Origin of the sequence: Parasphingorhabdus sp. JC815 (assembly GCF_040717415.1) — a bacterium.
Lineage (GTDB): Bacteria > Pseudomonadota > Alphaproteobacteria > Sphingomonadales > Sphingomonadaceae > Parasphingorhabdus.
In genome coordinates this window covers 76,247-91,568 of the sequence record NZ_JBFEFM010000006.1, presented here as the reverse complement: position 1 = coordinate 91,568, position 15,322 = coordinate 76,247, and the positions used below count along the sequence as shown (strand labels likewise).

General features: G+C 54.7%; 20 protein-coding genes. 15 read left to right on the top strand and 5 right to left on the bottom strand.

The window, feature by feature from the left end:
• Window positions 1-34: 34 nt before the first annotated feature.
• The 3 genes from hisC to AB1K62_RS13200 all read left to right on the top strand — a co-directional run bounded on the left by hisC (window position 35) and on the right by AB1K62_RS13200 (window position 2,299).
• Window positions 35-1,141 carry a histidinol-phosphate transaminase gene (gene hisC / locus AB1K62_RS13210; RefSeq protein ID WP_367004203.1) on the top strand — a complete coding sequence of 369 codons (1,107 nt, stop codon included), beginning with the start codon at window positions 35-37 and terminating at the stop codon, window positions 1,139-1,141.
• The gene (locus AB1K62_RS13205) at window positions 1,141-2,049 is read left to right on the top strand and encodes a prephenate/arogenate dehydrogenase family protein (RefSeq protein ID WP_367004202.1); all 909 of its coding nucleotides are present in this window, start codon (window positions 1,141-1,143) and stop codon (window positions 2,047-2,049) included. The genes hisC and AB1K62_RS13205 overlap by 1 nt, the downstream gene beginning before the upstream one ends.
• Before the next feature lie 103 nt (window positions 2,050-2,152).
• Entirely contained in the window at window positions 2,153-2,299 is a 147-nt protein-coding gene (locus tag AB1K62_RS13200) for a hypothetical protein (protein ID WP_367004201.1), read from the top strand.
• A 21-nt stretch (window positions 2,300-2,320) separates the two neighbouring features.
• Here the strand turns inward: AB1K62_RS13200 and AB1K62_RS13195 are convergent, their stop codons facing one another.
• The gene (locus AB1K62_RS13195; RefSeq protein WP_367004200.1) at window positions 2,321-2,983 is read right to left on the bottom strand and encodes an MBL fold metallo-hydrolase; all 663 of its coding nucleotides are present in this window, start codon (window positions 2,981-2,983) and stop codon (window positions 2,321-2,323) included.
• 68 nt (window positions 2,984-3,051) lie between these two features.
• Window positions 3,052-3,753 carry a S24 family peptidase gene (locus AB1K62_RS13190; protein ID WP_367004198.1) on the bottom strand — a complete coding sequence of 234 codons (702 nt, stop codon included), beginning with the start codon at window positions 3,751-3,753 and terminating at the stop codon, window positions 3,052-3,054.
• A gap of 139 nt (window positions 3,754-3,892) precedes the next feature.
• Between AB1K62_RS13190 and AB1K62_RS13185 the strand changes: the two genes are divergently transcribed.
• Together AB1K62_RS13185 and AB1K62_RS13180 are read left to right on the top strand one after the other, a co-directional pair.
• Entirely contained in the window at window positions 3,893-4,081 is a 189-nt protein-coding gene (locus tag AB1K62_RS13185) for a hypothetical protein (RefSeq protein ID WP_367004196.1), read from the top strand.
• Window positions 4,071-4,460 carry a hypothetical protein gene (locus AB1K62_RS13180; protein ID WP_367004194.1) on the top strand — a complete coding sequence of 130 codons (390 nt, stop codon included), beginning with the start codon at window positions 4,071-4,073 and terminating at the stop codon, window positions 4,458-4,460. The genes AB1K62_RS13185 and AB1K62_RS13180 overlap by 11 nt, the downstream gene beginning before the upstream one ends.
• 28 nt (window positions 4,461-4,488) lie before the next feature.
• On the opposite strand, the gene AB1K62_RS13175 is transcribed toward AB1K62_RS13180, so the two are convergent.
• Together AB1K62_RS13175 and AB1K62_RS13170 are read right to left on the bottom strand one after the other, a co-directional pair.
• A complete protein-coding gene (locus AB1K62_RS13175; RefSeq protein ID WP_367004192.1) occupies window positions 4,489-5,664 on the bottom strand; it encodes a hypothetical protein in 1,176 nt (391 codons plus the stop codon).
• 16 nt (window positions 5,665-5,680) lie between these two features.
• Complete coding sequence (locus tag AB1K62_RS13170; protein ID WP_367004191.1) at window positions 5,681-6,910, bottom strand: TIGR04063 family PEP-CTERM/XrtA system glycosyltransferase; 1,230 nt, start codon at window positions 6,908-6,910, stop codon at window positions 5,681-5,683.
• 118 nt (window positions 6,911-7,028) lie between these two features.
• On the opposite strand from AB1K62_RS13170, the gene AB1K62_RS13165 reads away from it, so the two are divergent.
• Together AB1K62_RS13165 and AB1K62_RS13160 are read left to right on the top strand one after the other, a co-directional pair.
• Window positions 7,029-7,220 (top strand): hypothetical protein, encoded by a 192-nt coding sequence (locus tag AB1K62_RS13165; RefSeq protein ID WP_367004190.1) that lies wholly within the window; start codon window positions 7,029-7,031, stop codon window positions 7,218-7,220.
• Window positions 7,213-8,598, top strand: a complete 1,386-nt coding sequence (locus tag AB1K62_RS13160; protein ID WP_367004189.1) for a putative O-glycosylation ligase, exosortase A system-associated — start codon at window positions 7,213-7,215, stop codon at window positions 8,596-8,598. The genes AB1K62_RS13165 and AB1K62_RS13160 overlap by 8 nt, the downstream gene beginning before the upstream one ends.
• A 26-nt stretch (window positions 8,599-8,624) precedes the next feature.
• On the opposite strand, the gene pyk is transcribed toward AB1K62_RS13160, so the two are convergent.
• Complete coding sequence (pyk, locus tag AB1K62_RS13155) at window positions 8,625-10,076, bottom strand: pyruvate kinase (RefSeq protein WP_367004188.1); 1,452 nt, start codon at window positions 10,074-10,076, stop codon at window positions 8,625-8,627.
• 91 nt (window positions 10,077-10,167) lie between these two features.
• Here pyk and AB1K62_RS13150 point away from each other — a divergent pair, with 91 nt between their 5' ends.
• The 8 genes from AB1K62_RS13150 (at window position 10,168) to ruvB (ending at window position 15,295) form a co-directional block, all read left to right on the top strand.
• Window positions 10,168-10,479, top strand: a complete 312-nt coding sequence (locus AB1K62_RS13150; protein ID WP_367004186.1) for a DUF1244 domain-containing protein — start codon at window positions 10,168-10,170, stop codon at window positions 10,477-10,479.
• Window positions 10,480-10,527: 48 nt separating this feature from the next.
• Entirely contained in the window at window positions 10,528-10,770 is a 243-nt protein-coding gene (locus AB1K62_RS13145) for a DUF2312 domain-containing protein (protein ID WP_367004185.1), read from the top strand.
• Between the two features lie 52 nt (window positions 10,771-10,822).
• Window positions 10,823-11,143 carry a heavy metal-binding domain-containing protein gene (locus AB1K62_RS13140; RefSeq protein WP_367004373.1) on the top strand — a complete coding sequence of 107 codons (321 nt, stop codon included), beginning with the start codon at window positions 10,823-10,825 and terminating at the stop codon, window positions 11,141-11,143.
• A gap of 36 nt (window positions 11,144-11,179) precedes the next feature.
• Complete coding sequence (locus AB1K62_RS13135) at window positions 11,180-11,923, top strand: YebC/PmpR family DNA-binding transcriptional regulator (protein WP_367004183.1); 744 nt, start codon at window positions 11,180-11,182, stop codon at window positions 11,921-11,923.
• A 106-nt stretch (window positions 11,924-12,029) separates the two neighbouring features.
• Entirely contained in the window at window positions 12,030-12,497 is a 468-nt protein-coding gene (gene ruvC / locus AB1K62_RS13130) for a crossover junction endodeoxyribonuclease RuvC (protein WP_367004181.1), read from the top strand.
• A gap of 641 nt (window positions 12,498-13,138) precedes the next feature.
• Complete coding sequence (gene ruvA, locus AB1K62_RS13125) at window positions 13,139-13,741, top strand: Holliday junction branch migration protein RuvA (protein WP_367004180.1); 603 nt, start codon at window positions 13,139-13,141, stop codon at window positions 13,739-13,741.
• A complete protein-coding gene (locus AB1K62_RS13120) occupies window positions 13,738-14,139 on the top strand; it encodes a GFA family protein (RefSeq protein ID WP_367004179.1) in 402 nt (133 codons plus the stop codon). Before ruvA ends, AB1K62_RS13120 begins: the two co-directional genes overlap by 4 nt.
• A 115-nt stretch (window positions 14,140-14,254) precedes the next feature.
• On the top strand, window positions 14,255-15,295 hold the full coding sequence (gene ruvB, locus AB1K62_RS13115; protein WP_367004178.1) for a Holliday junction branch migration DNA helicase RuvB: 1,041 nt from the start codon (window positions 14,255-14,257) through the stop codon (window positions 15,293-15,295).
• Window positions 15,296-15,322: the final 27 nt, after the last annotated feature.

The window sequence follows — 15,322 nt, the reverse complement described above, 5'->3', positions numbered from 1 at the left end:
GGCCAGATATTTTGATATCAATCGAGAGCCTCTTATGGGAAATCTTACACCACAGCCAAAAGAATGGATCATGGATATTGCCGCCTATATTCCCGGAAAGGCGGGGACCGAGGATGGTAAAAAGCTAATAAAACTGTCAGCCAATGAAAATCCTTTGGGATGCAGCCCCTCTGCTGCCAACGCGATGAAGGCTGCCGCTGCCACTGTTGATCGCTATCCCGATGGCGGCTCCAACGCCTTGCGCGACGCGATTGGCGCGAAATATGATCTTGATCCGGCACGAATTATCTGCGGGACCGGATCGGATGATGTGCTGCAACTGGTTGCCAATGCTTTTACCGGACCGGGCGATGAAATCATCCATGTGCGCTATGGCTTTGCGGTCTATGAAATTGCGGCAAGACGCTATGGCGGCACTCCGGTTGTTGCCGATGACAAGGATTACGGCACGGACGTTGATGCGATAATTGCCAAGGTTACAGACCGTACAAAGCTGATCTATTTGGCCAACCCCAATAATCCGACCGGAACATTATCCAGCGCGGGCGAGATTAAACGTCTGCATGATGCGCTGCCCGGTAATGTCGTGTTGGTGCTGGACGGTGCCTATGCCGAATATCTGGAAACGGATGAGGATGACGGCGCACTGGACTTGGCCAAAATGGCTTCCAATGTTCTGGTCACTCGTACTTTTTCCAAGATTCACGGACTGGCCGCGGAACGTATCGGATGGGGCTATGCCTCGGCAGATATTATTGATGCGATGAACCGTATCCGCCAACCGTTTAACGTGACGACCGCCGGTCAGCACGCGGCATTGGAAGCATTGGCAGATGACGCCTTTGTCGAAAGCAGCCGCGCCCATAACCGGAAATGGCGTGACTGGATGACGCGTGAAATTGCGGCGCTTGGCAATCATGGGCTGCGGGTCATACCCTCGCATACCAATTTCCTGCTCGTCCTGTTTGAAGGCGAGTTATCTGCAAAGGAAGCCAATGAAGCATTGATGGATAAAGGCTATGTCGTGCGCTGGCTACCGGGGCAGGGACTGGCCAACGGCCTGAGGATTACAGTCGGTACAGAGCAGGAGACTCGCGGCTTTATTGATGCTTTGCGCGCTATATTGGAAGATGCGGATTGATGCTGCCATTTGCTAATATCACCATTATCGGTCTGGGACTGATCGGTTCGTCGATCGCGCACGCTGTAAAGGCGAGCATGCCATCTGTTCGGGTTACAGGCTATGATGCCGATCCGGCGGTTCGCGCCCGCGTGCAGGAATTGGGTTTCTGCGATGATCTTGCCGATAGCGCCGGCGCAGCGGTCATTGATACCGACCTTGTTTTGCTGTGCGTGCCGGTTGGCGCTATGGCGTCAATTGCAACGGATATTGCCGATGATTTGCCACAAGATGCGATTATCAGTGATGTCGGTTCTTCAAAAAGCCGGGTCATCGAGGCTCTTTCCACTGCATTACCGGGCGCACGGATCATACCGGCCCATCCTGTCGCCGGAACCGAACATAGCGGGCCTGACGCGGGCTTTGCGACATTATTCCATGATCGCTGGTGCATATTGACCCCGCCCGATGATGCACAGGAAGCGGATATTGCGCTTGTGCGTGCTTTTTGGGAAAAGCTGGGCGCGAACATCGAAATCATGGGGGCCAAACATCATGATCTGGTGCTGGCCGTGACCAGCCACCTGCCCCATCTGATTGCCTATACCATTGTCGGAACCGCATCGGATCTGGAACATGTCACGCGCAGCGAAGTGATTAAATATTCCGCTGGCGGTTTTCGTGATTTCACCCGGATAGCGGCTTCGGACCCGACGATGTGGCGTGATGTCTTCTTGTCCAATAAAGAAGCTGTTCTGGAAATGCTTCAGCGTTTTTCAGAGGATTTGACCGCGCTGCAACGGGCGATCCGCTGGGACAAGGGGGACGAGCTGTTCGATCTGTTCACCAAAACCCGCGCCATCCGCCGCCGGATTATCGAAGAGGGGCAGGACGATGCCGCTCCCGATTTTGGCCGCAGTCACGAGTAGCGCCGCACAGTATCAAAACAACCAAATGTTGTTTCTACATTGCCTATTAGTAATTACATTATAGATTGTCTGCCGGGTCACGCAATTAATGGAGGATGCGGAAGTGTCAGATAATAAGGATCAGCACGACCAAGGACAGGATAGACGTAAGGGGGACCGCCGTTTAGCGGACGATCCTAATTATAAAGGCTCCGAACGCCGCAAGGAAGAACGTCGGAAAAAAGAACGCAGAAGCGAACCGCGTGAATAAATAGCCGCTGTTTTAATCCGCTTAACGCGCCGCTAGCACGTCATCCGCGACAAAAGCATTGGTTTTGCGTTCGTGGCCAAATTGGCTGGTCGGCCCGTGGCCGGGGATGAAGGTTACATCATCGCCAAGCGGCCATAATTTCTGGGTAATCGCATCAATCAGGTCCTGATGGTTGCCGCGCGGAAAATCGGTGCGGCCAATGGACCCTTGAAACAGCACATCCCCCACCACGGCCAGTCTGGACGGCTGGTGATAGAAAATAACATGGCCGGGCGTATGTCCGGGACAGTGAATGACATCCAGCACCAGATCACCGACGGTCACTTGATCCCCATCTTCAAGCCAGCGGTCCGGCACAAAGCTTTTCGCCTCCATGCCAAAGCGCGCGCCATCGCCGTCAAGCTGCTCTATCCAGAACAGATCGTCTTTATGTGGCCCTTCAATCGGCAGGCCCAATTCTTCGGCAAGCATTCCGGCCTGTCCGCAATGGTCAAGATGTCCGTGGGTGATGATAATTTTTTCCAGTTCAACACCATGTTCCGCCACCGCAGCTTTTAGCCGCGGCAGATCCCCGCCGGGATCGCTAAGCGCCGCTTTGTTGGTTTTGGTACACCATAAGAGCGTGCAATTCTGCTGAAGTGGAGTGACCGGAATAATCACGGCCTTTAAAGGAGCGTCTGTCATAGACAGCTATTTGGCGGTGCGGGGTGTAAGTTGCAAGGGTTGAGATGGCTTCTTTCCTCGCGAAGCGTTTACAGCCGTCGTCCGGTCCACACCACACGGCCAATGAATGTCACGTCTTGCGGTTCAATATCATCCCAACTGGGATAGCGTATATTATCACTGCGGATCGACAATTTCCCCGACGGAAGCAGCGCCAGCCGTTTGACCAGCAGAACATCGTCCATCCGCAAAACATAGATCCCTTCACGCAATGGCCGTTCGGCAGCGCTATGATCGACCATTATATCATCGCCGTCACAAAGCGTCGGGTCCATCGAATCGCCATCGACCGTAATCATCGACAGTTTTTCCGGATTGGTGCCAAGCTGTTTGAGCCACTTTGCCCCGAAAGCCATGCTGCTATGGCCTGCGCCATTGGGTCCATCATCAGCTAAGGAACCGGGGCCAGCAGAAGCGCCTAGCTCCAACTGTTTGATCTGGATCATGTTTTTGCCTATGGCCGCGCCGGTAGACGGCGTTTTTGCCGCTTTGCCCGCGCCCAAAATCCGTTCATCCACCGCGTAATATTCCGCCAGCTTCCGGCGGTCTTCCTCATCCAGTTTCTTGGGTGTCCCGCGCTTTATATATTGTTGGATATAAGCAGGATTTTTGCCGAGCATTCGCGAGATTGAGGAAAAATCGTCACGATTGTTGCGGATCAACTGTTCCAGATTGGCGCGCGCATCCCCGCCAAGAGAGTCTGCATTCGAAATAGAGGATTTCTGGGCCATGGCCACATCCTAGAACTATTGGCCGGAAAAGACAATAGGAAAAATCCTAGACATGTAGGAAATCGCATTTCAAATAGGAATATACCTATTTCAAGTGAGTCGGCTGCAACGCCCTTGCAACTATGGATGGAGATATTTGATGCATTTACTGAGGGAAATTGAAAAATTCATGCGTGAAACCGGGATGCCATGGACAAAATTTGGCCGCTTGTCCGTTCGCGATCCCCGTTTTGTGGAAGATCTTAGAAATGGCCGTGAACCGGGTAAAAAAATTTCACAAAAAGCGGAACATTTCATGAGCAAATGGCGGAGTGACCATGCAGGATAAGCGCGGAACAAGATATTGTGCACCAGAAAAAAATCACCACGCAAAAAATAGTCGCAAGCCAAAAAAACGTCGTGATACGGGAGCGCTATTGATCGAGCAGCTCAGCGCGCTGGCCGGAGCGGGGCATAATATAAAGATGATCCGTGAAAGGCGTTGGGCCAGTATTAGTTTTTCGGGAGTCCGGCACAAAATATTGATTAGTCGCCAGCCGACGTCCGTGGCGCAGGATATGTCGCGATCATTGGCTGCAACAATCACCGACCATATATTTGACCTGCCGGGTCATTTTGTGGCCGATATTGTGGTTGATGATCGGCCAGAGCAGGACCATAGCATTATCGTCGAAATACTGACGATTATTGATCCGGTGGCATCATAGCTATCGGGGCATATCGGCCATCGAGACCCTATCGCTGGGCTGACATTCTCTCCAGCGTTCCCAAAGCTGCTTTCAATGCCGCATCCATGTCTGCGTGACGGGGAGTGGCCATATTTCCCTGTGGTTCATGGCGGAGATCATTTTGTGGCCGCGTCATGGTTGGCGCTTCGCTAACGAAAGGAGGTGTTGATGCTTCGTCAACAGAAGAGCTGGTTGGCGTTGCATCGGTTGACCGGGCCGCAGCAACGGGTGTCATCATATCATCGGCCAGATCGGCTGTGACATTCTGGGTTCGGACATTTTGAGCTGTGATAATTTCGGTTTCAAGCTGCTTCAAGCGCTTCAGTCCCGCCTCCAGACGATCAGCGAGCTGCGCGATATTCAAATCTGCCAGATCATCAACTGGTGCTTCGTTTTCCAATATCTCTGTCGCCAGAGTCTCTTCAACCTGCGTTTCATTATCAGCGGCGAGCATGTCTGCCCCGGCTTCATCTTCAGGCGCCAGATTTTCTACCGGGAACTCTTCTGCTTGCATTTCTTCAACCGGCATTGCGGCTGGCTCTGGCTTTTCGATAGCTATATTATCATTCGTCAGCGCATCAGCTGAAACTTCTGCTGCCTGTAGAGGCGCGGGCGCAGCTGTTTCGGCTGCTATAGCTTCGCGTTCCATGTCAGCCCCGGTGCCAGCGGTGCTTACAGCAGTAGATTGAGCATCTAATTTACGCAATTGGGGCAAATCTGCCAGATCCATGATTCGGGCATTGTTTTTCTTTGGCTTTTTAAGGAAGCGGGTCAGCGATCTGGGATCAAATTTCGGCAAGCCAAAACGCCGCTTTCTTGTGAGCGTAAGGCTTTGATTGCCCGATTCAACAGAATTTGCAGCATGTATTTTTTCTCGAAGTGCAACGCCCATTTCGGAGTCCCCTTTGCGATTTAGAAGTAAATATACGGCAGATGCAGATACCAGACAGGCAAGCACAGCAATCAGGCCACGCGCTGTATCGCCCAGCGGCGGCGCTGTCGCGGGCACAAATTCCGGCAGCCCGGTCGCCCCGATGATATTCTCCAGATAGACGACGGGTAAAGTTATAACCACCAATGCAGCAACCAAGCCAGCTAGAGCCGCCATGGCCGGCATTATCATGGCCTGTTTCAACATCATTGACTGTTTCAACTGGGCGCTATCCTGTTTCATATCGTTCACATCATTCTCCACCATTTCAGGCTGCCCGCCGACTCGTTTTATGGGCGATCAACCTTTGGTAAACAGGATGGTAACCTAAAATGTTTGACGACCAGTTACGATCCGCCTCAATAAATTTTCGTGCTGTTTCAATGGTTTGGGGCCATTGACTGCGATTTTTGAGTGTTATGTCCAATTTTTCGGCTATTTTTTCGGGTGATCCGGCGGGAAATAATGTCCCTGTCTCGCCGTCTTTGATTAGCTCGCGGTGGCCGCCAATATCCGAGGCGGCGACGATTCGCCCCTGGGCCATCGCTTCCAGCGGTTTTAGCGGCGTCACCAATTCGGTCAGCCGCATTGATTTGCGCGGATAGACCATGACATCCATCAATCCGTAATAGCGTTCCACCTCGTCATGGGGCACGCGGCCGGTAAATGTGATGGCGGATGCAGCGACCGATTCGGCCTGTCGTTTCAGCGCCTCTTCCATCGGCCCGCCACCGACCAGCAAAAGATGCGTGTGCGGATTACGCTTTAGGAGAAGCGGCATAGCGGCGATCAGATCGTCCAGCCCTTCATAATCATAGAAGCTGCCGATAAAGCCGAGCACGGATTTACCCGCCAGCCCCAGTTCGCGCCGCAACTTTTCGTCCGGAGCGGGCGGCTGGCCGAACAGGGCCATATCCACGCCATTGGGTGACACGGTAATTTTCTCAGGCGCGATGCCGCGCGATATAAGATCAGATTTCAATCCTTCGCAGATGACGGCCACCGCATCGGCGCCATGGATCACATGGTTTTCCAATTGCCGGGTCAGCCAGTACCGCGGGCTATTCTCGCGGCCCGTGCCATTGCCAACCGCTGCATCTTCCCAGAATGCCCGGATTTCGTAAAGCAGCGGCAGACCAGCCTTCCGCGCAGCGCGTAGAGCCGCAAGCCCGTTAAGCGCGGGTGAATGGGCATGAAGCACATCCGGCTGCCATGTTTTGATGACTTGAGTAATCCGCTCAGCAAGTGCCGCTATTTCGCGCCATTCGCGCAAGGGAGAAGGGCCGTTGACCGCCGTTACTGTGCGGAAGAAGTCCAGTCCGTCAACATGCTCCAATGGCGTTTTTGCCCTCACGCCGTGCTGATCCTGGCGCACGCCGGTGACACCGGCGACATGCACCCCGCTGGCGATTTGCGCTTTCATGATCGCCCGGGTGCGGAAACAATATCCGCTGTGCAGGGGCAGGCTATGGTCCAATATGTGTAATATCCGCGTCATGGCGCAGGGGCTTGCCCGAAAAGGATTAACGTCCCGTCAACCCTAAGTGGGTATCGAGAACCGGGTATCGCGCATGAGCCGGTATGAAATTGATGCACCAACATGAGGCAGCCTGCGTATGATCGATAATTTCTCCATCGCTCTGACACATGGCTTGTTGTTTATCGCGGTGTGGCGGTTGATCCAGCGTCCCGATCTGGACCATGAAGACCCGCCCGAGCCGGATCAGCCGTCTGGCGGATTTTATAGCCAGCGGGGCGAGTCGCGGACTAACGGACCGGAACAAACACCGGAATCACATCATGCGTGATCTGATTTTCGTCGGCTATCTGCTTGCGCTCATGCTTCTGGCGTTCAAGCGGCCTTTTATTTTTACGCTGATTTACGCTTATATCGACATAGTAGCGCCCCAGCGGCTCAGCTATTTTCTGCTCAATTCGGTGCCATTGTCGCTGATTGTCTTTGGCATGGCGTTTCTGGGTTATGTGATCGCGGATGATAAACAGGACAGCCGCTTTTCGGTGCGTCAGGGAGTAATGGCCTTGCTGCTGCTCTATTGCGGATATACTTCGTTTCAGGGCGCTTTGCCCGAAGATGCGATGGAAAAATGGGACTGGGTCTGGAAGGCGCTGGTCTTTGCGATATTCCTGCCGTTGACGCTCCGCACAAAGCTGCGGATCGAGGCGCTGACCCTGTTCATGGTGCTATGCGCGGCCACGCTGATAATTACGGGCGGGATCAAGACGCTTGGTTCGGGCGGCGGATATGGTGCGCTCGTGCTGTTGGTTGACGATAATGCCGGGCTTTATGAAGGCTCCATCATTTCTATGGTGGCGATTGCGATCATTCCGCTGATGCTCTGGTTGTCTAAACATGGCACGATTTTCCCCCCCGACTGGCGAGTCAGATATTTCACCCTGGCTCTGGTTTTTGCTGCTTTGCTGATCCCCGTAGGCACACAGGCACGCACCGGATTGATCTGCATTGGCGTGTTGGCGGTGCTGCAATTGCGCTTTGTCAGATACCGTTTTCTATATGCCGGTATGGCCGTGATGGTGGGTTTGATGGCGATCCCGTTCCTGCCGCAAGCATTTACCGAACGGATGGAAACAATCCAGAATTACAAAGCCGATGAATCCGCCTCTACCCGTATCGCGGTATGGGAGTGGACGATAGAATATGCCAATGCCAACCCGATGGGGGGCGGGTTTAATGTCTATCGTCTCAACAAATTACGTTACGAGCTGGCCCCGGACCAGAACGAGCGTGAGCCAAATTATGATTACACGCAGGATGAGGGGCCGATTGAAATTATCGACGAGGGCCGCGCTTTCCACAGCAGCTATTTCGAGATGCTGGGCGAACAAGGCTATCCCGGCCTTGCCATGTGGCTGTTCATCCATCTGGGCGGTATCTGGCGCATGGAGGTGTTGCGGCGACGTTATCGCAACACGCAGAAAGCGGCGCAGGAATGGGTCGCTCCGCTGGCCATCGCGCTGCAACATGCACATATCATCTATATGGCCGGGTCGCTGTTTGTCGGCATCGCGTTTCAACCCTTTGTCTATATGCTGGTCGCGCTGCAAATCGGGCTGGATACCTATATGACCCGTCGCGCGAAAGAAGCGGCAACCATTCCCATTGGCCGGCAGATTCCGGCAAGCAGATTGTCCGGCGCGACTTTGTGATGATCTACATAAAACCGGCTATCCGCTTATTTGTTTTTCAACTCATCCCCGCTCAACCGTACAACATGTAAGAGATTGGTTGATCCCGGTGTGCCAAAGGGGACACCTGCGCTGATGATGATGCGCGATCCTGCTTCACCCAGTTGGTGGCGCAGGGCCATGCGTTTGGATTTGGCAACCATTTCTTCAAAGTCGCGGACATCGCGGGTGACAACGGCATGTGCGCCCCACAACAGGCCGATACGCCGGGCTGTATGCCGGTCGGGCGTCAGCACGAGTAGCGGCACAGAGGGGCGCTCTCGGGCCATGCGCCGCGCGGTCGAACCGGATTTGGTGAAGCAGACTATGGCTGATGTCGGGATGGTGCGGGCGATGTTAAAGCTGGCCGCGGCTAGCGCATCGGCGGTGGTTGCATCGGGCAGTGTTTCGGTAAAATGAACCCGCTCGGTATAAGAGGGATCGCTTTCCACCTGCATCGCAATCCGGTCCATCATCGTTGCGGCTTCGATCGGCCATTTGCCTACCGCTGATTCCGCCGACAACATAATTGCATCAGCGCCGTCATAAATGGCGGTGGCCACGTCGGACACTTCTGCGCGTGTGGGAGTTGGCGATGTAATCATGGATTCCAGCATTTGGGTCGCCACAACAACGGGCCGACCGAGGTTGCGGGCCGCAGCAACAATGCGTTTTTGCAGCGGCGGCACCTGTTCGGGTAGCAGCTCAACGCCCAGATCACCGCGTGCCACCATGACGGCATCGGACAGTTCCAATATTTCATCCAGCCGGTCAATCGCTGCCGGCTTTTCAATTTTCGCCAGCAATGCCGCCTTGCCGCCAATCAGGCGGCGGGCCTCGGCTACATCTTCTGGGCGCTGCACGAAACTCAGCGCAATCCAGTCGACATCCTGTTGCAGGGCAAAGGTGAGATCCTTGTGGTCCTTCTTTGTCAGCGAACTGACCGGAAGCACGACCTCGGGGACGTTCACGCCTTTGCGATCCGATATAGGGCCGCCGACGATGACCTTCGTTTCAACCGATTTGCCGTCTGTCTTGATGACTTCCAGCCGGATTTTCCCGTCATCAAGCAACAGGCTGTGCCCCGGCTGTAAGGTTTCGATAATTTCCGGATGGGGCAAGCCGACACGATTTACATCGCCCTTTGCCTTGTTCAGGTCCAGCGTGAATGTCGCGCCGGTTTTCAAGGTTACTGGCGCTTTTGCAAAAGTGCCTATGCGTAGTTTCGGTCCCTGCAAGTCGGCTAATATGGTTATGGGCCGCCCGACTTTCTTCTCCAGAGAGCGGATGGATTTGACATTTTCGGCATGTGCGCTGTGCTCGCCGTGGCTCATATTCATGCGAAAGGCATCAACCCCGGCCCGGTAGAGTTTTTCGATCATTTCGGGGCTTCCGCTGGCCGGGCCAAGGGTCGCTAGAACCTTTACTTTGCGGTCGCGGGGGACCATATGCGATACCATTGAAAATTCCTGTCTGACGGCATTTTGAATATGTGCCTGTTAGCCTGAAACCATGACAGGATAAAAACAAAAAGCAACGGAAGCCATTTACATGACTGTAGAAATCTCTGATGCCGCAGCCGCAGCCGCATTTCGTCGCCTCGTCACCCATTTGCAGCACCGCCATGATGCCGAAAATATCGACCTGATGGGGCTTGCCGGCTTCTGCCGCAATTGCCTTGCCGACTGGGTCATGGAAGCTACTAATGAAGGGGGCAATGAAGCGATGACCAAGGAACAGGCGCGTGAGGCGATACACGGCATGCCATCATCGGAATGGAAGAGGAAATACCAGACCGAAGCCACTCCGCAAAAGCTGCAACGGATGAAGGAAAGCATAGCCAAAAACGCATCCGCATCCTAAAGACATGCTCCGAATATAGAGTTTCAAATATTACTAGGGAATGAAATAATGAGCGAAGGCAATGTTGCCGCAGACCAATTGCGTCTGTTTATTGAGCGTATCGAACGACTGGAAGAAGAAAAAAAAGGCATAGCTGACGATATTCGTGATGTGTATTCCGAAGCGAAATCACAAGGTTATGATGCAAAAATCATGCGGCAGATCGTCCGCCTGCGCAAAATGGAAACCCACGACCGCCAGGAAATGGAAGCGATACTCGATACCTATAAGTCGGCACTTGGTTTGGGCTGATCTATAGGCTATTATATTCTCTTTACGCGGCGGGAGCCAAAATATGCCAAAGATGATCGTCACTACAACCCCGACTATTGAAGGGCATATGATACGCGATTATCATGGTATTGTAGTCGGCGAAGTCATTGTCGGCGCCAATCTTTTCCGCGATCTGTTTGCCAGTATCACAGACATTGTCGGCGGACGTTCGGGAAAATATGAAACTGTCCTGAAACGCGCCCGTGACGAAGCCTTGACCGAATTACAGGCAGAAGCCGAGAAACTGGGTGCCAATGCCGTGGTTGGCGTGGATCTTGACTATGAGGTCGTCGGCGACAAAGGATCAATGTTGATGGTATCCGCATCCGGAACCGCCGTGACTGCGGGGTAAGACTGCGGAATGAATAGATGGGAAGTTTAAGAACAGATGGCAGGCCATAGTAAATTTAATAACATCAAGCACCGCAAGGGTGCACAGGACAAAAAACGCTCGGCAATGTTTTCAAAACTCAGCCGCGAAATTACCGTAGCAGCAAAATCGGGCCTGCCTGATCCCGATATGAACCCGCGATTGCGGCTGGCGGTCAACAACGCCAAAGCGGTATCCATGCCAAAAGACGGCATCCAGCGCGCAATTGACAAAGCCTCTGCCAATGAAGGCGATGATTATAACGAAGTGCGCTATGAAGGTTTCGGCCCCGGCGGTGTCTCGTTAATCGTCGAAACATTGACTGACAATACCAACCGCACCGTGACCAATGTCCGCACGATCTTTTCCCGCAATGGCGGTAATATGGGGGAAAGCGGATCAGTGTCCCATGGTTTCGAACGGGTCGGCTATATCCGCTATCCGGCCGAGGCGGGCAGCGAGGACAAGGTTCTGGAAGCCGCGATGGAAGCAGGCGCCGAGGATATATCTTCCGATGAAGACGGTCACGACATCTGGACTGCAATGGAAGATCTGCACGAAGTTTCCGGCGCTCTGGAAAAATCCCTGGGCGAAGCGGAAAGCGTGAAACTTGCGTGGAAACCTTCGGTCGAGGTTGAAGTCGATGAAGCACAGGCGGAAACGCTGCTGGGCCTGATCGACGCTCTGGAAGATGATGATGATGTGCAGGCCGTTCACGGCAATTACAGCGTGTCAGACGAAATTATGGAGAAATTAGGATGACCATAGCCCCTCCCCTTCAGGGGAGGGGTTGGGGCGGGGCATATCAAAACGGTCATGACATAGTTCCCCACCCCCTGGCCCCCTTCCCCGAAGGAAATGGGGAATAATGATTATATTGGGTCTTGACCCCGGTCTGGGCACAACCGGCTGGGGTGTGATTAGCGCCGAGGGTAACCGGCTGTCGCACATCGCCAATGGACAGATAAAAACCGATTCGAAAATGGCGCTGGCCAGCCGCTTGCTACAGATTGATCTGGAGCTAACGGATCTGTTGCTGGAATATAAACCCGATGCGGCGGCGGTCGAGGAGGTTTATGTAAACTCCAATCCGCAAAGCACATTGAAACTGGGGCAAGCGCGCGGCGTTGTTTTGCTCGGCGCATCACGCACAGGCATAAAGGTCGGTGAATATGCTGCGCGGTCGGTAAAAAAATCCGTGGTCGGCGTAGGCAAAGCAGACAAAAACCAGGTGCAGGCGATGATAAAAATCCTGTTGCCCGGCGTGAAACTGACCGGAGCCGATGCCGCCGACGCGCTGGCGGTTGCAATCACGCATGCTCACCACCGGGGGTGATGAAGGTTTTTACATTAGACCTCAAGCGCCGGGAGTTTTTTTATTTAACCTCAAGCGCCGGGCGGGCGCATCCGCGCCCTTGGCTACGCGCCATAAGGCGCGGCGGCCGGTCGGCCTTGCCTCGCTGCGCTCGGAGAGGTGATTTCCATTTAGGTTGCGCTCTGGTGCGCCACCTCGAGGGAGCGCTGAACCGACGCGAAGCGGAGGCAAGCGCGACCGCGCGCCCGAGCTTATGCGAGGGAAGCCAAGCGGGCGGATGCCCGCGCCCGGCGCTTGAGGTCTAAAAAAGAATCACCTCAACTCTAGACACACACCCACAGTCCGCCACCCCCCCGACGCACCGCGTCGGCAAGCGCGACCGCGCGCCCGAGCTTATGCGAGGAAAGCCAAGCGGGCGGATGCCCGCGCCCGGCGCTTGAGGTCTAAAAAAGAATCACCTCAACTCTAGACACACACCCACAGTCCGCCACCCCCCGACGCACCGCGTCGGCAAGCGCGACCGCGCGCCCGAGCTTATGCGAGGAAAGCCAAGCGGGCGGATGCCCGCGCCCGGCGCTTGAGGTCTAAAAAAGAATCCCCCCCCTCCCGACCCCTTTCCAGCTTTCGCTGGAATGACAGAGTGCTTTTGGGTAACAGAAACCATGATCGCAAAACTCACTGGCATTATCGACGAAATCGGCACCGACAATATCGTGCTGGGTGTGCAGGGCGTCGGCTATCTGGTCTTTGCTTCGTCGCGCACCATTTCCGCAATAGGCGGGGTGGGCGACGGCGCGACCATTTATACCGAGATGCAGGTTTCGGAAACGGACATGCGCCTGATGGGCTTTGCCAGCGCGTCGGAACGCGACTGGTTCCGGCTTCTGGTGTCGGTGCAGGGCGTTGGCGGCAAGGTGGCATTGGCGATCCTCTCTGCCCTTGAACCGGGCGAAATTTCCCGCGCCGTGACGACCGGGGACAAAGCGATGATCACGCGGGCTAACGGCGTCGGGCCGAAACTCGGCCTGCGGATTGTCAACGAGCTGAAAGATAAAGTCGGCGGGGTCGCGGCTGACCCCACGGGGGCTGGCGGCGTTATCCACCAGGCATCATCCAACAGCGCCGACGCAGTAAGCGCGCTGCAAAATCTGGGCTTCAAACCAGCAGAAGCCAGCGCAGCGGTTGCTGCGGCTGATGCGGAAGCGGGGGACGGCGTAACATTGGACGCGCTGGTGCGGCTAGCATTGAAGAAGGCGGCGAAGTGAGCCAGTCAAGAACAGCAAGTTGCCGGTGCGGGCAATTGCGTGCTGAATGCAGGGGTGAACCGGTAAGAGTGTCGGCTTGCCATTGTTTGGAATGTCAGAAACGCACGGGAAGCGCTTTTGCCGTTCAAGCCCGTTTTTTATCTGAGAATGTCACAATATATGGAGAGTCAAAAACTTGGGAACGCCAAACGGAAACCGAAACTCCCGCAATCTATAATTTTTGCGGGAAATGCGGTTCAACGGTATATTATCAGGCGGGCCCTTTCCCCGGAATGATAGCGATACCCGTGGGCGCATTTGCTGATCCTAATTTTCCCGAACCATCTGTTTCGATATATGAAACGCGTCGTCATAAGTGGGTTCAACTGTCAGCCAGTGGCATGAAAAATATTGATTGATGAAACACATAATCCGTTCTTCGAAACCCGTTTCTCTTCTGCCGTCTTGTTGCGCTGTATCTTATTGTACCATCACCCCTTGCCAATCGGCACGAGATGCTGAAACGAGTTCAGCATGACGAATGAAGCAATAGATGGCGACCGGATGATGTCGGGTGAACGCAAGGTCGAAGACATCGACGCCGCTCTGCGCCCCAAATCGCTTGATGAATTTATCGGGCAAGAGGCGGCGCGGTCTAATTTGCGGGTGTTTATCGAGGCGGCGCGCGGGCGAAGCGAGGCGCTGGACCATGTGTTGTTTTTCGGGCCGCCGGGCCTTGGCAAGACCACGCTGGCGCAGATTATTGCGCGTGAACTGGGTGTCGGGTTTCGCGCTACATCTGGTCCGGTCATTGCCAAATCCGGTGATCTGGCAGCACTTTTGACCAATCTGGAAGAGGGTGATGTCCTGTTCATTGACGAGATTCACCGGCTGAATCCCGTGGTTGAGGAAGTGCTTTATCCGGCGATGGAGGACCGCGCGCTGGACCTGATCATTGGAGAAGGCCCGTCGGCGCGCAGTGTGCGGATTGATCTGCCGCAATTTACGCTGATCGGGGCGACCACGCGGCAAGGCCTGTTGACCACGCCGTTGCGTGACCGTTTTGGTATTCCGGTGCGCTTGAATTTTTACAGCGTCGAGGAGCTGGAAAAGGTCGTCCACCGCGCCGCCCGTTTGCTTAGCCTTGATATTGCGCCCGATGGCGCGACTGAAGTTGCCCGCCGTGCACGGGGAACGCCGCGGATTGCGGGGCGGCTTTTGCGCCGGGTGCGTGATTTTGCCAATGTTGCAGGATCAGCGATAGTGGACCGGGAAACTGCCGATACATCGCTCACCCGGCTGGAGGTGGACAGCATCGGTCTTGACGCCATGGACCGCCGCTATCTCCATATGATTGCCGATATATATAAAGGTGGGCCGGTTGGGGTTGAAACGCTGGCTGCCGGTCTGTCCGAACCGCGTGATACGATCGAGGAAGTGATCGAGCCTTATCTTATCCAATTGGGTCTGGTTGCGCGCACGGCGCGGGGCCGCGCGCTCAATGATCGCGGCTGGCAACATCTGGGGCTGAAGCCGCCTGCGGGCAAAGAAGTGGATGGCGACCTGTTCGATTGATCCATAATCCTCTCCCCTGAAGGGGAG

What these genes read in the sequence shown, in the direction of transcription:
- AB1K62_RS13190 (WP_367004198.1), bottom strand. Translation starts at nt 3,753, where the DNA reads ATGGCCCAGAAATCCTCTATTTCGAATGCAGACTCTCTTGGCGGGGAT.
- ruvA (WP_367004180.1), top strand. Translation starts at nt 13,139, where the DNA reads ATGATCGCAAAACTCACTGGCATTATCGACGAAATCGGCACCGACAAT.
- AB1K62_RS13135 (WP_367004183.1), top strand. Translation starts at nt 11,180, where the DNA reads ATGGCAGGCCATAGTAAATTTAATAACATCAAGCACCGCAAGGGTGCA.
- AB1K62_RS13140 (WP_367004373.1), top strand. Translation starts at nt 10,823, where the DNA reads ATGATCGTCACTACAACCCCGACTATTGAAGGGCATATGATACGCGAT.
- pyk (WP_367004188.1), bottom strand. Translation starts at nt 10,076, where the DNA reads ATGGTATCGCATATGGTCCCCCGCGACCGCAAAGTAAAGGTTCTAGCG.
- AB1K62_RS13180 (WP_367004194.1), top strand. Translation starts at nt 4,071, where the DNA reads ATGCAGGATAAGCGCGGAACAAGATATTGTGCACCAGAAAAAAATCAC.
- AB1K62_RS13205 (WP_367004202.1), top strand. Translation starts at nt 1,141, where the DNA reads ATGCTGCCATTTGCTAATATCACCATTATCGGTCTGGGACTGATCGGT.
- AB1K62_RS13195 (WP_367004200.1), bottom strand. Translation starts at nt 2,983, where the DNA reads ATGACAGACGCTCCTTTAAAGGCCGTGATTATTCCGGTCACTCCACTT.
- ruvB (WP_367004178.1), top strand. Translation starts at nt 14,255, where the DNA reads ATGACGAATGAAGCAATAGATGGCGACCGGATGATGTCGGGTGAACGC.
- ruvC (WP_367004181.1), top strand. Translation starts at nt 12,030, where the DNA reads ATGATTATATTGGGTCTTGACCCCGGTCTGGGCACAACCGGCTGGGGT.
- AB1K62_RS13165 (WP_367004190.1), top strand. Translation starts at nt 7,029, where the DNA reads ATGATCGATAATTTCTCCATCGCTCTGACACATGGCTTGTTGTTTATC.
- AB1K62_RS13185 (WP_367004196.1), top strand. Translation starts at nt 3,893, where the DNA reads ATGCATTTACTGAGGGAAATTGAAAAATTCATGCGTGAAACCGGGATG.
- hisC (WP_367004203.1), top strand. Translation starts at nt 35, where the DNA reads ATGGGAAATCTTACACCACAGCCAAAAGAATGGATCATGGATATTGCC.
- AB1K62_RS13150 (WP_367004186.1), top strand. Translation starts at nt 10,168, where the DNA reads ATGACTGTAGAAATCTCTGATGCCGCAGCCGCAGCCGCATTTCGTCGC.
- AB1K62_RS13170 (WP_367004191.1), bottom strand. Translation starts at nt 6,910, where the DNA reads ATGACGCGGATATTACACATATTGGACCATAGCCTGCCCCTGCACAGC.
- AB1K62_RS13145 (WP_367004185.1), top strand. Translation starts at nt 10,528, where the DNA reads ATGAGCGAAGGCAATGTTGCCGCAGACCAATTGCGTCTGTTTATTGAG.
- AB1K62_RS13160 (WP_367004189.1), top strand. Translation starts at nt 7,213, where the DNA reads ATGCGTGATCTGATTTTCGTCGGCTATCTGCTTGCGCTCATGCTTCTG.